Source organism: Ruegeria sp. BH6 (assembly GCF_056538105.1).
This window is the reverse complement of sequence record NZ_JBQFSR010000007.1, coordinates 119,210-132,031: the sequence shown is the minus strand read 5'-3', so window position 1 is coordinate 132,031 and position 12,822 is coordinate 119,210. Positions and strand designations below refer to the sequence as shown.

Sequence of the window (12,822 nt, the reverse complement as noted above, 5' to 3'; positions counted from 1 at the left end):
CATGCCTGATTGATGGGTGCTGCTTAGTCCAGCCAACCCTTCAGATTGTCTTCGATCACCTTGCCCAATGCCGCGATGTGCGAATCATCATCGTTGAGGCAGGGGATATAGGTAAAGGTTTCACCGCCCGCCTCTTCGAAGCTTTCCTTGATTTCTTCGTTGATCTCTTCCAGCGTTTCGATGCAATCGGCGGAAAACGCCGGTGCGATCACGGCAATGTTTTTCTTGCCCTGCCGCGCCAGCTCGGCCACGTGGTCGACCGTATACGGCTTCAACCATTCCTCAGGCCCGAATCGCGATTGGAAGGTTGAAACAAGCTGATCGTCCGACCAATCCAGCCGTTCCTTGAGCAAGCGCGAGGTTTTTGCGCATTGGCAGTGGTATGGATCGCCCTGCTGCAAATACCGTTCCGGCATCCCGTGATAGGAGCAAACCAATATATCCGGCTTGGTCTCCATCGCTGCATAGGCCTGTTCCACCGACCCGGCCAGAGCGTCGATATAGGCGGGTTCATCGAAATAGGCAGGTACGGTGCGGGCGGCCGGTTGCCAGGCTTCATCCATCAGCGCGCGGAAGAATTGATCATTGGCGGTGGCCGTCGTCGCGCCCGCATATTGCGGATAAAGCGGGAAGAACAGGATGCGGTCGCAGCCCGCCGCCACCATTTCGCGCACTTTCGATTTGGTCGACGGGTTGCCGTAGCGCATGCAGAAATCGACCAGCACCTGATCGCCATAACGCGCCTGCATTGCGTTGCGCAGCTTAGCGGTCTGGTCCTTGGTGATCGTCATCAGCGGGCTTTCGCCCTTGTCGTGGTTCCAGATCGATTTGTACGCTTCGCCCGAGCTAAACGGGCGTTTGGTCAGGATGATTCCCTGCAGGATCGGTTGCCATTTCCATTTGGGATAGTCGATAACGCGCTGATCCGACAGAAACTCGTTCAGATACCGGCGCATCGGCCAATAGCTATAGTCGTCCGGTGTGCCAAGATTGGCCAGCAGGATGCCGACGCGGCCCATTTTGACCTTGGGGTGGTCCGCAGGGGCATGATCGGGGCGAGTGGCGTCAAACATTTCGAGCTTCCTGAGAGTTCTCTGTATCTGGCTGAGATAACCGGAAATCTCCGGTCGTCAATTGGACAGTTTGCCTTCTTTCGTTCCCAGCGCCTCGGCCAAGCGCGCCTGCGCTGATCCCGGACGCAATGGTTTTTGCTGGCTGTCATCGGGTGACCAGCCGGTCAGGCAAATCAATTCATAAGTGGAGGACAAACGCCCCTGCGGTGTCGGGAAGTGATCGGCGTAAATCTGCTGCGCCCGGGCAAAAACCTGCCGCTGTGTGGCGTGTTTCATGCGTCCGGACAGGCTGTTGGTCTCTCCCATCGCGCGCAGATCATGCATCAGATGGGTCAAGTCGCGGTATTCCGCCGTCAGACGAGCGGTATCGGCGACCGGCAGCGCTAGCCCCGCGCGTTGTAGTAACCCGCCCAGATCGCGCAGCTCGGCCATCGGGGCGATACGGGGGCTGAGGCCACCTGTGACCTCAATCTCGGCCTGCCCAAGGGCGGCGCGTAACTCGTGCAGGGTTTCACCGCCGAGACACACCACCAGCAGCAAGCCGTCGGGCTGCAGGGCGCGGTGACATTGGATCAGCTGCCCCACCGGATCATTGGCCCAATGCAGCGCCATGGCGTGAATCACCAGATCATGCGCTCTGGGTGCTAGGTCCAGAACCTCGTCATCCGAAACGATCTGTGCCTCCGGCAAAACGTCCTGCCAGATATGCGCAAACGGCGTCACAATCGCCGGGGCCGTAAAGGTTTTATTAACCATGGAGAGCCGATCCTGCACCTCATCCACCGCGGCGCGATGCAAAAACAGCGCCTCGTCCCGCGCGCGGGCACGGTGTCGGATCAGGGCTGGGCGGTCGAACAGAGAGGGTGCGTTGGACTCAGGCAGTTTCATAGGGCGCAACTACCGCATATGGCAGCGGATTCAAACCGCTGTCGAGTTGATCTATCCACCGCGATGTCTGGGATGTGGTGAATTGACCGAAGCGGATTTCGGCCTGTGCGGCGCTTGCTGGCGCGACACGCCTTTCATTGGCGGAGTGGTATGCGAAAGCTGCGGGGTGCCCTTGCCGGGCGAGGTGGATGGTCACCGAATCGAATGTGATGACTGCATGAAAACGGCTCGCCCCTGGCAGGATGGTCGGGCTGCGCTGATGTACGATGGCAAGGCGCGCGCCTTGATTCTGGCCTTGAAACACGGCGACAGACCTGAGCTGGCAAAGCCAGCAGCTCGGTGGATGGCGCAAGCCGGGCGGGATCTATTTCGCGACAACATGCTGATCGCGCCTGTGCCCCTGCACTGGTCCCGTTTGATCAAGCGACGGTACAACCAGTCGGCATTGCTAGCCCAGCATCTGGGGCGGGAAACGGGAATTGAAGTGTGCCCGGACCTGTTGCACCGACGGGCACGAACGCCAGTTCTGGACGGGAAAACCGCTGCTCAGCGGGCGGAAACCCTGGCCGGTGCGATCTCGGCGCATCCCAGGCAGGGGTCGCGCATTAAAGGACGGGATATCTTGCTGGTCGATGATGTCATGACCTCTGGTGCGACTCTGACAGCCTGTGCGCGTGCCTGCCATGCAGCGGGTGCAAATCATATTTTCGTGTTGGTACTGGCACGCGTTGCCAAGGATGCCTAATTCGCGGAAGATCACGCGAAACCCAAAGGGACGGAATATGAAACCGGTTGAAATCTACACCTCGCCGCTGTGCGGTTTTTGCCATGCGGCCAAACGACTGCTGAAACAGAAAGGCGTCGAATTCAAAGAGATCGACGTGCTGATGCACCCCAAGCGCAAGCCAGAGATGATCAAACGCGCAGGCGGTAAACGCACCGTGCCGCAGATTTTCGTCGGGACGCAGCATGTGGGCGGCTGCGATGACCTGTACGAACTGGACCGTCAGGGCAAGCTGGACCGTCTTTTGGCGGCCTGATGAAATCCGCGCTGCTGCAAATCACTTCGTCGGATAACCCGGCCGAAAATCTGGAAATGGTGCGCGCCATAGTGGCCGAGGCCGCAGGTCAGGGCGCGCGGTTCATTCTGACGCCCGAGGTGACGAACTGTGTGTCCACCAGCACAACCCGACAGCGCGACGTTCTGCAGCATGAAGAAGACGACCAAACGCTGGCGGGCTTGCGAGATCAGGCCGCCGCGCTGGGCGTCTGGCTGCTGATCGGGTCTTTGGCCATCAAAACCCACGATGCCGATGGGCGTTTTGCCAACCGTTCCTTTTTGATCGACCCGCAAGGGCAGATCGTGGCGCGGTATGACAAGATTCACATGTTTGACGTGCAGGTCTCGGAATCTGAGACCTTCTGCGAATCCAAAAACTATCGCCCTGGCGATAAGGCGGTGCTGGCCAAAACCGATTTCGGCACGGTTGGTTTGAGCATCTGTTATGACATCCGTTTCCCACATCTCTATGCCGCTTTGGCGCAGGCGGGGGCGCAAATTCTGACCATTCCAGCGGCGTTTTCGCCGGTCACCGGCGCAGCCCATTGGGAATCACTGCTGCGCGCGCGGGCGATTGAAACCGGCTGTTGGGTGCTGGCCCCGGCACAGACCGGAGAGCATCCGAAAACCCGCGGCAGAACGCGTCAAACCTACGGTCACAGCATGGTTGTAGCCCCGTGGGGAGAGGTCGTTGTCGACGCAGGGGACGATCCAGGCATTCACTTTTTCGATTTGGATGATAGTTCTGTGTCAGAGGCGCGCCGTCGGGTGCCCTCGTTGACTCACGTGCGGCCTTTCGACGGGCCCTGATCCAGAACCGGACCATGACTGACGAACATAATGCCCTTGCGGTCACGCTGTTCAGCGAGATCCTGACCGCCGATCAACTATTGCGCAACCGGCTGAGCCGGGTGCTGCCCAAGGGCATGGAAATTTCGCATTTCTCAGTGCTGAACCATCTGGTGTTTGTCGGGGATGAGCGCAGCCCCGCGCAGCTGGCCAATACGTTCCACGTGACCCGAGGGGCGATGACCAACACCTTGGCCAAGCTGGAATGGGCCGGATACATCCACATCCGCCCCGACTGGGACGACGCCCGCCGCAAGATGGTCGCGATCAGCCCCGCCGGTCGTCGTGCGCGCGATCAGGCAATTTCGTCGATTGCGCCGCTGATCAACCGCGTGGTCGGAGAGCTGGGGCTGGAGCGTGTCCGCAGCACGCTGCCGGTGCTGCGGGATTTGAGAATCCGACTCGAAGACGAGTGAGTCAGGCTTTCAAAGCGGGATGCAGGTTGGACGCCCGGAACTCGGTCACGCGAAATTTGGCAACCTTTTCTTGTGCGAACGGGTCATGTTCCAGATACTTCTCAGCCTCCTCCCGGCTGTCGGCGGTCATCACGATCAGACCGCCACTGCGTGGAACCTTTGGCCCGGACATCAGGAACCGGCCATCTTTATATGACGCGTGTACAAAATCCATATGCGAGTCGATTACGGGTTCCACCTGATTCATTGGTACAATGTATTCGATGTCTACGACGAACAGGCTGCAACCTTCGGGGATTACTGACATAAAAAGTCCTTACTCTGGGCGAATGCTGGCTGTGACGTAATTGACGCTCAGATCCCGGTCCGAGATCGACCAACTCCAAAGAATCGGGTTGAATACGAACCCCTTGCGGTCCACCGGCTCCAGGCCGGCTTGGCGCAGCAGGTCGAACAGCTCATCGGGGGTGATGAACTTGTTCCACTCATGCGTACCCCGCGGCAGCCAGCGCATGACGACCTCGGCCCCGACGATCGCCATAGCATACGATTTCGGGTTGCGGTTGATGGTGGAACAAATCTCCAACCCGCCGGGTTTCAGCAATTGCCGCGTTGCGGTCAGATAGGACAGCGGATCGGCCACGTGCTCGACCACTTCCATGTTCAGCACCACATCAAATTGCTCGCCCGCCTCGGCCAACGCCTCGGCGGTGGTGTGGCGATAGTCGATGTCCAGCCCGGACTGTTCCGCGTGGATGCGCGCAACGGGCAGGTTGCCCTCGGCGGCGTCGGCGCCCACGACCTCGGCCCCAAGGCGCGCCATCGGTTCGCTCAGCAGCCCTCCGCCGCAGCCGATATCCAGCAAACACAGGCCCTGAAACGGATTCGGCGCGGTCAAATCCCGGTCAAATTCGCCCGCGATCTGCTGTGTGATATAGTCCAGACGGCACGGATTCATCATGTGCAGCGGTTTGAATTTCCCGTGAGGATCCCACCATTCTGCGGCCATCGCTTCGAATTTTGCGATCTCGGATGGATCCACAGTGTTCGGATGCGCTTGCATTCCTGTCTCCGTATGCTCTTTTACGTTTAAGGACTATATAGGGCCATAATGGACAAGTACCCGGACCAAAAGCGCGCAGTGCAATATCTGTACCCGCCGATCGACCCGTTCGATCAGCGCATGGTGGATATGGGCGAAGGGCATCGCATTTATATGGAACAATGCGGCAATCCAAAGGGGATACCGGTTGTGGTGCTGCATGGCGGGCCGGGCGGCGGCTGCAGCCCGGCGATGCGCCGTTATTTCGATCCCAGCGTCTATAGGGTGATTCTATTCGATCAGCGCGGCTGTGGCCGATCGCGGCCCCATGCGTCGGTGACCGACAATACGACATGGCATCTGGTGGCCGATATCGAACGGTTGCGCACCCTGCTGGATATCGAGGATTGGGCTGTGTTTGGCGGCAGCTGGGGCGCGACTCTGGCGCTGATCTATGCGCAGGCGCATCCGGATCGTGTGAGCCGTCTGGTGCTGCGCGGCGTGTTCCTGGCCACACAGGCCGAGCTTGATTGGTTCTATGGCGGCGGCGCAGGCAAGTTCTGGCCCGAGCAATGGGCGAAATTCACCGCTCTGCTGACCGAGGCTGAGCTGACCGACACGATCGCTGCTTATAACAAACGCCTGTTTTCGGGGGATCGGGCCACGGAAATCCTGTATGGGCGGGCCTGGTCCGCGTGGGAGAACGCGCTGGCTTCAATTCATGCCCAAGGCGGGACGGGGGAAAGCCCTGGCGAATACGCGCGGGCCTTTGCGCGGCTTGAGAATCACTATTTCATCAATAGCGCCTTCCTTGAGAAGGACGGTCAGATTCTGGACCAGATGGACAAGATCGCTCATATCCCCGGCCATATCGTGCAGGGTCGCTATGACATGATCTGCCCACCACAGGCCGCGTGGAATCTGGCCGAACGCTGGCCCAATGCCGAACTGAAGATGGTCCGCAACGCAGGCCACGCCCTGTCTGAACCCGGTATCAGCGCCGAGCTGGTCCGGATCATGGATCGCGTGGCCGAGGGGGTGGTATGACCCGGATTGACCGTCGTGCTCTGTTTGCCTCGGGTGCTGCCGCAGCTTTGCTGGCGGCCACGGGGGCGTCGCTGGCGGATACGCCTAAGGCCGGAGGTGCGCTGCGGCTGGCTGTGCCACGCGATGACAGCTTGGAACAGGTGGCCCGTGGGGCGGTGTTTGATACGCTGACCGAAATTGCCCCAGATGGCACCTTGCGCGGTGAGCTTGCGACGGGTTGGCACACGGACGCGGATGCGCGGGTCTGGCAGTTCGATCTGCGCAAGGGTGTTACCTTTCACGATGGCGTGCCGCTGGACGTTGCGGATGTGATGGCAGTTCTGGGCAATGTTGGGCGGGTCGAAGCCGTATCGCCCAATCAGGTGCAGCTTGAACTGGCTGAGGCAAATCCGGGCCTGCCGTTCCTTCTGGCCGATAGCCGCTTTGTCATCACCCGCGACGGACAAGGCGTGACGCCTTTGCACGCGGCCAATGGCACCGGATGCTACCGCGTGGAACGCGCCGAGGATGATCGTCATTTCCTGGGCCGCAAGGTGGTCGGGCACCATAAGGACGGCAAGGCCGGGTGGGCCGAGACGTTCGAAATCATTGTCATCCCCGACGCCCGTGTCCGGGCCGAGGCGTTGCGCGACGGGTTCGTCGACGTGGCGGCGCTGCCCTCAGGCGGCGAGTTGAAAGGCCAGCGCGGGCTGCGTTTTCACCCAAGCGAATCGGATATGGCACTGGCCGTGGCCCCACATGTGGGCATGCCGCGCCAGATCGGGGCGGGCCGCGCACTGGACGATGGCCGCATCGCCGAACGGTGGTGGATGGCGTAAATCCGATCACGTCTTGCACCGGGGGTTGCAGATTCGGGAAACCCTGCGTATATGCAGTTGCAACAGCGGCGTGTCGGACTTCGGTCCGGGGCTCCACCGGAAATTTCGACGGGCCGCGCGCCCGTTTTTTTGTGCCCGTATGACAGGGTAGAGCACCTGATGACAAACGACCTGATAGCCAAAGCGGCGATTGATCGGCGGCTGGCCGAGATCATCACCCCCGTGATCGAAGATCTGGGGTATGAGCTGGTCCGCATCCGCCTGATGAGTGGCAAGACCACCACGATGCAAATCATGGCCGACAAGCCTGATGGCGGCATCGAAGTGGATGATTGCGCCGAAATCTCGAACGCGGTTAGCGCCACGCTGGATGTCGAAGATCCGATTCTTGACGCCTATACGCTTGAGGTTTCAAGCCCGGGCATTGATCGTCCTCTGACCCGTCTCAAGGATTTTGAGATGTTCGAGGGGTATGAGGCCAAGATCGAGACCGCCGAGCTGATCGATGGCCGCCGCCGGTTCAAGGGTGAGCTGGCTGGGATCGAAGGGGATGAGGTTCTGATCAACATCCCCGAGGGGGGAGAGACGATCACCATCGGTCTGCAATTCGACTGGCTGAGTGACGCCAAGCTGGTCCTGACCGATGATCTGATCAAGGAAATGCTGCGCCAGCGCAAGGACGCCGGTGCCCTGAACGAAAACGCTTTCGACGAGATTGAGACCGAAGGGTCCGAAGAGGAGACGAACTGATGGCAATCACCTCAGCCAACCAGCTGGAGCTGCTGCAGACCGCCGAGGCCGTGGCCCGCGAAAAGATGATCGACCCCGGTCTGGTTGTCGAAGCGATGGAAGAATCGCTCGCCCGTGCCGCCAAGAGCCGTTACGGCGCCGAGATGGATATCCGTGTCAGCATCGACCGCAAGACCGGCAAGGCAACCTTTACCCGCGTCCGAACCGTGGTCGAGGATGAAGAGCTTGAGAACTACCAGGCCGAGATGACCGTCGAGCAAGCCAAGCAGTACATGGAAGCGCCCGAGGTCGGCGACGTCTTCGTCGAAGAGGTTCCCCCGGTTGAAATGGGCCGGATTGCTGCTCAGTCCGCCAAGCAGGTCATCCTGCAAAAGGTTCGCGAAGCTGAGCGCGACCGTCAGTACGAAGAATTCAAGGATCGTGCGGGTACCATCATCAACGGTGCGGTTAAGCGCGAAGAGTTTGGCAATGTCATCGTCGATCTGGGCGGTGCCGAAGCCGTTCTGCGCCGCAATGACAAGATCGGCCGCGAAAGCTATCGCCCGAATGACCGCGTGCGTGCCTATATCAAGGAAGTGCGCCGCGAGGTTCGTGGCCACCAGATCTTCCTGTCGCGCACTGCGCCGGAATTCATGGCCGAGCTGTTCAAGATGGAAGTGCCGGAAATCTATGACGGCATCATCGAGGTCAAGGCCGTGGCCCGTGACCCCGGCTCCCGCGCCAAGATTGCCGTGATTTCGTACGATGGGTCCATCGATCCCGTCGGTGCCTGCGTTGGTATGCGCGGCAGCCGCGTGCAGGCCGTTGTGAACGAGCTGCAAGGCGAAAAGATCGACATCATCCCGTGGAACGAAGACCAGCCGACCTTCCTGGTGAACGCGCTGCAGCCCGCCGAGGTTTCCAAGGTGGTTCTGGACGAAGAAGCCGGCAAGATCGAAGTTGTTGTGCCTGAGGAACAGCTGAGCCTCGCAATCGGTCGCCGCGGTCAGAACGTGCGTCTGGCCAGCCAGCTGACAAATCTGGATATCGACATCATGACCGAGGCCGAAGAATCGGCGCGTCGTCAGAAAGAGTTCGAAGCCCGTACCCAGCTGTTCATGGAAAGCCTGGATCTGGACGAATTCTTTGCACAGCTGCTGGTGTCCGAAGGCTTTACCAACCTCGAAGAGGTCGCCTATGTCGAGCTGGAAGAGCTGCTGGTCATTGACGGCGTCGACGAAGGCACTGCGCAGGAACTGCAAACCCGCGCACGCGAATTCCTGGAAGCCCAGGCCAAGGCAGCGCTGGACGCAGCCCGTGCCTTGGGTGCCGAGGACAGCCTTATTGAATTCGAAGGCCTGACACCCCAGATGGTGGAAGCGCTGGCAAAGGACGACGTAAAAACGCTTGAGGATTTTGCCACCTGCGCCGATTGGGAACTGGCCGGCGGCTGGACCACGGTTGATGGTGAGCGAATCAAGGATGACGGTGTGCTTGAGCCTTTCGGCGTTACGCTGGAAGAAGCACAGGATCTGGTCATGACCGCACGTATCATGCTGGGCTGGGTCGATCCCGCCGAGCTGGAACAAGCCGAAGAAGATGGCGAAGCAGTAGACGAGGAGGCCGAGGCCTGATCTCAGGCCTCGGGGTGCGCGCATGGGTCGCGGTGGCGTCCATAAGGATCGGTCCGAAGGACCTGAACGCAAGTGCATCGCCACGGGCGACATTCAACCTAAATATGGGTTGATACGCTTTGTGACGGGGCCGGACGGGCAGGTCTATCCGGATGTCGCGGCGAAATTGCCGGGTCGCGGAGTCTATGTGGCGGCGGATCGCGCTGCACTGGACAAGGCCGTTGGCAAGAAGCTGTTCGCCCGCGGGTTCAAAGCGCAAGTCAGCGTGCCACAGGATTTGACCGATGAGGTCGAAAAACAGGTTTCGCGCCGGGTGATCGAGCTGTTGAGCCTGGCGCGCAAGTCCGGTGACGCGGTCGCTGGGTACGAAAAGGTCAAGACATGGCTGGACCGGGAAGAGGCACAAGTGCTGATTCAGGCCAGCGATGGATCGGGGCGCGGCAAGTCGAAACTCAGCACGCCGCACTTTGGAAAATACATCGGTTGGCTGACCGCAGACGAGTTAGGACAGGCATTTGGGCGCCAAACCGTGATTCATGCGGCCATGGCCTCTGGTGGACTCGCCAAACGTGTTGTAGAGGAAGCGCAGCGCCTGCGTGGCTTGCGCGAAACGGATGACGGCGGCAGGGGCCGCGCGGAAGGGTAAAAAGCTTTATGAGCGAGAATGACGGCAAAAAGACATTGGGTCTTCGTGGTGGGGCACGCCCCGGAAATGTGAAACAGAGTTTCAGCCACGGACGCACCAAGAATGTCGTGGTGGAAACCAAACGCAAGCGCGTGGTGGTTCCCAAGCCGGGCGCCGGCAAACCGGGTGGCGGAGCAACGCCGTCGGGTGATCCGTCGCGTCGCCCTGCAGGTATCTCTGACGCGGAAATGGCGCGCCGGATGAAGGCACTGCAGGCCGCCAAGGCCCGCGAAGTCGAAGAGGCCGCAGCGCGTGAAGCCGCCGAAAAGGCGCGCGAGGAAGAACGCGCCCGTCGTCGTGCCGAGCAAGAAGCAAAAGAGCGCGAACAGCGCGAAGCCGAAGAGCGCGCCCGCGCCAAGGCCGAAGAGGAAGAGCGCAAGCGCAAAGAGGCGGCAGAATCCGCCAAACGTGCCACTGCTGCCCCAGCTGTTGAAGAACCCAAAGCGGCGCGCGCACCGGCCAGCAAACCAGCCCCGGCCGCCACCCCGCGCAAGCAGGACCGTGAACGCGAACAGCGCGGTCGCGGCAAGGGCCGTGATGACAATCGTCGTTCCGGCAAGCTGACACTGGGTCAGGCCACCGGTGGCGAAGGTAGCCGTCAGCGCTCGATGGCGTCGATGAAGCGCAAGCAGGAGCGAGCGCGTCAGAAAGCCATGGGCGGCCCGGTCGAGCGGGAAAAGGTAATCCGCGACGTGCAACTGCCCGAGGCGATCACAGTGTCCGAACTGGCCAACCGTATGGCCGAGCGTGTGGCTGATGTGGTCAAATCGCTGATGAACATGGGCATGATGGTCACGCAGAACCAAACCATCGACGCCGATACCGCCGAGCTGATCATCGAAGAGTTTGGTCACAAGGTCACGCGTGTTTCCGATTCGGATGTCGAAGACGTCATCAAAGAGGTCGAAGACAGCGAAGAAGATCTGCAGCCGCGTCCGCCGGTCATCACCATCATGGGTCACGTCGACCACGGTAAGACCTCGTTGCTGGATGCGATTCGAGATGCGCGCGTTGTTGCCGGTGAGGCTGGAGGCATCACCCAGCATATCGGTGCCTATCAGGTGAAAACCGATGGCGGCACTACGCTGACCTTCCTGGATACGCCGGGCCACGCGGCCTTTACCTCGATGCGTTCGCGCGGGGCTCAGGTCACGGATATCGTGGTGCTGGTTGTGGCTGCCGACGACGCGGTGATGCCGCAGACGATCGAAGCGATCAATCACGCCAAAGCGGCCGAAGTGCCGATGATCGTGGCGATCAACAAGGTCGACAAGCCGGATGCAAACCCGGACAAAGTGCGCACCGATCTGTTGCAACACGAAGTGATCGTTGAGAAAATGTCGGGTGAGGTTCAGGACGTCGAAGTGTCCGCCATCACCGGTCAGGGCCTTGATGAATTGCTGGAAGCCATCGCGCTGCAGGCCGAGATTCTGGAGCTGAAAGCCAACCCCGACCGCGCCGCCCAAGGTGCTGTGATCGAGGCGCAGCTGGATGTGGGCCGTGGCCCCGTGGCCACCGTTCTGGTTCAGAACGGCACGCTGCGCCAGGGCGATATCTTCGTTGTGGGTGAGCAATACGGTAAGGTCCGCGCGCTGATCAACGACAAGGGCGACCGCGTCAAAGAAGCTGGCCCCTCGGTCCCGGTCGAGGTTCTGGGTCTGAACGGCACGCCCGAGGCCGGTGACGTTCTGAACGTGACCGAGACCGAAGCACAAGCCCGTGAGATTGCCGCTTATCGTGAACAGGCCGCCAAGGACAAACGCGCCGCCGCTGGTGCCGCGACCACCCTTGAGCAGCTGATGCAGAAGGCCAAGGAAGACGAAAACGTCACCGAGCTGCCGATTCTGATGAAAGCGGACGTACAAGGTTCGGCCGAGGCCATCGTTCAGGCGATGGAAAAGATCGGCAACGAAGAAGTGCGCGTGCGCGTTCTGCACTCGGGCGTTGGTGCGATTACCGAAACCGATGTCGGCCTGGCCGAAGCGTCGGGTGCCCCGATCTTTGGGTTCAACGTGCGTGCCAATGCTTCGGCGCGGAACACTGCGAACCAGAAGGGTGTGGAAATCCGTTATTACTCGGTGATCTACGATTTGGTCGACGACGTGAAAGCCGCCGCTTCGGGCCTGCTGAGCGCCGAGATCCGCGAAAAGTTCATCGGTTACGCCGAGATCCGCGAAGTCTTCAAGGTTACCGGCGTCGGCAAGGTTGCTGGCTGTCTGGTCACCGAAGGTGTGGCGCGTCGTTCCGCAGGCGTCCGCCTGCTGCGCGACAACGTGGTGATCCACGAAGGCACGCTGAAGACGCTGAAACGCTTTAAGGACGAAGTGTCCGAGGTTCAGTCGGGTCAGGAATGCGGTATGGCGTTCGAAAACTACGACGATATCCGCGCAGGTGACGTGATCGAAATCTTCGAGCGCGAAGAGGTTACGCGTACGCTGGATTGATCCTGCTTTGTATGGGAAATGAAAACAGCGGCTCAATTGGGCCGCTGTTTTTTGTGAAATACCACGAACCTTAACTGTCTTGAACGAAATTTTCTGACTCTAATCCCGACCGCGCATAAGCAACTCCGACATTGCCA

Annotated in this window: 14 protein-coding genes; 10 read left to right on the top strand and 4 right to left on the bottom strand. The window is 60.2% G+C overall.

What is annotated here, in order from left to right; translation table 11 throughout:
* Positions 1–23 precede the first annotated feature (23 nt).
* The gene (hemH, locus tag ACR0B8_RS15135) at positions 24–1,073 is read right to left on the bottom strand and encodes a ferrochelatase (RefSeq protein ID WP_170552354.1); all 1,050 of its coding nucleotides are present in this window, start codon (positions 1,071–1,073) and stop codon (positions 24–26) included.
* 57 nt (positions 1,074–1,130) lie between these two features.
* Positions 1,131–1,961 (bottom strand): methyltransferase domain-containing protein, encoded by an 831-nt coding sequence (locus tag ACR0B8_RS15130; RefSeq protein WP_226689706.1) that lies wholly within the window; start codon positions 1,959–1,961, stop codon positions 1,131–1,133.
* Here ACR0B8_RS15130 and ACR0B8_RS15125 point away from each other — a divergent pair.
* From ACR0B8_RS15125 to ACR0B8_RS15110, 4 genes are read left to right on the top strand one after another with little or no spacing between them, the layout of a single operon-like run.
* A complete protein-coding gene (locus ACR0B8_RS15125; protein WP_226689707.1) occupies positions 1,942–2,706 on the top strand; it encodes a ComF family protein in 765 nt (254 codons plus the stop codon). The genes ACR0B8_RS15130 and ACR0B8_RS15125 overlap by 20 nt on opposite strands.
* Before the next feature lie 37 nt (positions 2,707–2,743).
* Positions 2,744–3,001: a glutaredoxin 3 gene (grxC, locus tag ACR0B8_RS15120; protein WP_170351906.1), complete on the top strand. Its 258-nt coding sequence runs from the start codon at positions 2,744–2,746 to the stop codon at positions 2,999–3,001.
* A complete protein-coding gene (locus ACR0B8_RS15115) occupies positions 3,001–3,831 on the top strand; it encodes a carbon-nitrogen hydrolase family protein (protein ID WP_480658889.1) in 831 nt (276 codons plus the stop codon). Before grxC ends, ACR0B8_RS15115 begins: the two co-directional genes overlap by 1 nt.
* A gap of 14 nt (positions 3,832–3,845) precedes the next feature.
* Positions 3,846–4,286 (top strand): MarR family winged helix-turn-helix transcriptional regulator, encoded by a 441-nt coding sequence (locus ACR0B8_RS15110; protein WP_170351908.1) that lies wholly within the window; start codon positions 3,846–3,848, stop codon positions 4,284–4,286.
* Between the two features lies 1 nt (position 4,287).
* Here ACR0B8_RS15110 and ACR0B8_RS15105 read toward each other — a convergent pair whose 3' ends face one another.
* Both ACR0B8_RS15105 and ubiG read right to left on the bottom strand, forming a co-directional pair.
* Complete coding sequence (locus ACR0B8_RS15105) at positions 4,288–4,593, bottom strand: YciI family protein (RefSeq protein ID WP_170361897.1); 306 nt, start codon at positions 4,591–4,593, stop codon at positions 4,288–4,290.
* Between the two features lie 9 nt (positions 4,594–4,602).
* The gene (ubiG, locus tag ACR0B8_RS15100) at positions 4,603–5,349 is read right to left on the bottom strand and encodes a bifunctional 2-polyprenyl-6-hydroxyphenol methylase/3-demethylubiquinol 3-O-methyltransferase UbiG (protein WP_170361898.1); all 747 of its coding nucleotides are present in this window, start codon (positions 5,347–5,349) and stop codon (positions 4,603–4,605) included.
* 48 nt (positions 5,350–5,397) lie between these two features.
* Between ubiG and pip the strand changes: the two genes are divergently transcribed.
* The 6 genes from pip (at position 5,398) to infB (ending at position 12,685) form a co-directional block, all read left to right on the top strand.
* Positions 5,398–6,375, top strand: a complete 978-nt coding sequence (pip, locus tag ACR0B8_RS15095; RefSeq protein WP_170361899.1) for a prolyl aminopeptidase — start codon at positions 5,398–5,400, stop codon at positions 6,373–6,375.
* A complete protein-coding gene (locus ACR0B8_RS15090; RefSeq protein WP_226689709.1) occupies positions 6,372–7,193 on the top strand; it encodes an ABC transporter substrate-binding protein in 822 nt (273 codons plus the stop codon). Before pip ends, ACR0B8_RS15090 begins: the two co-directional genes overlap by 4 nt.
* Before the next feature lie 159 nt (positions 7,194–7,352).
* Positions 7,353–7,943: a ribosome maturation factor RimP gene (gene rimP, locus ACR0B8_RS15085; protein WP_170361901.1), complete on the top strand. Its 591-nt coding sequence runs from the start codon at positions 7,353–7,355 to the stop codon at positions 7,941–7,943.
* Positions 7,943–9,556, top strand: a complete 1,614-nt coding sequence (gene nusA / locus ACR0B8_RS15080; RefSeq protein ID WP_170351914.1) for a transcription termination factor NusA — start codon at positions 7,943–7,945, stop codon at positions 9,554–9,556. Before rimP ends, nusA begins: the two co-directional genes overlap by 1 nt.
* Positions 9,557–9,578: 22 nt before the next feature.
* A complete protein-coding gene (locus ACR0B8_RS15075) occupies positions 9,579–10,202 on the top strand; it encodes an RNA-binding protein (RefSeq protein ID WP_170351915.1) in 624 nt (207 codons plus the stop codon).
* An 8-nt stretch (positions 10,203–10,210) separates the two neighbouring features.
* Entirely contained in the window at positions 10,211–12,685 is a 2,475-nt protein-coding gene (infB, locus tag ACR0B8_RS15070) for a translation initiation factor IF-2 (protein WP_170351916.1), read from the top strand.
* The last annotated feature ends 137 nt before the right edge of the window (positions 12,686–12,822 follow it).

What these genes read in the sequence shown, in the direction of transcription:
- pip (WP_170361899.1), top strand. Translation starts at nt 5,398, where the DNA reads ATGGACAAGTACCCGGACCAAAAGCGCGCAGTGCAATATCTGTACCCG.
- rimP (WP_170361901.1), top strand. Translation starts at nt 7,353, where the DNA reads ATGACAAACGACCTGATAGCCAAAGCGGCGATTGATCGGCGGCTGGCC.
- ACR0B8_RS15075 (WP_170351915.1), top strand. Translation starts at nt 9,579, where the DNA reads ATGGGTCGCGGTGGCGTCCATAAGGATCGGTCCGAAGGACCTGAACGC.
- grxC (WP_170351906.1), top strand. Translation starts at nt 2,744, where the DNA reads ATGAAACCGGTTGAAATCTACACCTCGCCGCTGTGCGGTTTTTGCCAT.
- ubiG (WP_170361898.1), bottom strand. Translation starts at nt 5,349, where the DNA reads ATGCAAGCGCATCCGAACACTGTGGATCCATCCGAGATCGCAAAATTC.
- hemH (WP_170552354.1), bottom strand. Translation starts at nt 1,073, where the DNA reads ATGTTTGACGCCACTCGCCCCGATCATGCCCCTGCGGACCACCCCAAG.
- ACR0B8_RS15110 (WP_170351908.1), top strand. Translation starts at nt 3,846, where the DNA reads ATGACTGACGAACATAATGCCCTTGCGGTCACGCTGTTCAGCGAGATC.
- ACR0B8_RS15115 (WP_480658889.1), top strand. Translation starts at nt 3,001, where the DNA reads ATGAAATCCGCGCTGCTGCAAATCACTTCGTCGGATAACCCGGCCGAA.
- ACR0B8_RS15130 (WP_226689706.1), bottom strand. Translation starts at nt 1,961, where the DNA reads ATGAAACTGCCTGAGTCCAACGCACCCTCTCTGTTCGACCGCCCAGCC.
- ACR0B8_RS15105 (WP_170361897.1), bottom strand. Translation starts at nt 4,593, where the DNA reads ATGTCAGTAATCCCCGAAGGTTGCAGCCTGTTCGTCGTAGACATCGAA.
- infB (WP_170351916.1), top strand. Translation starts at nt 10,211, where the DNA reads ATGAGCGAGAATGACGGCAAAAAGACATTGGGTCTTCGTGGTGGGGCA.
- ACR0B8_RS15090 (WP_226689709.1), top strand. Translation starts at nt 6,372, where the DNA reads ATGACCCGGATTGACCGTCGTGCTCTGTTTGCCTCGGGTGCTGCCGCA.
- nusA (WP_170351914.1), top strand. Translation starts at nt 7,943, where the DNA reads ATGGCAATCACCTCAGCCAACCAGCTGGAGCTGCTGCAGACCGCCGAG.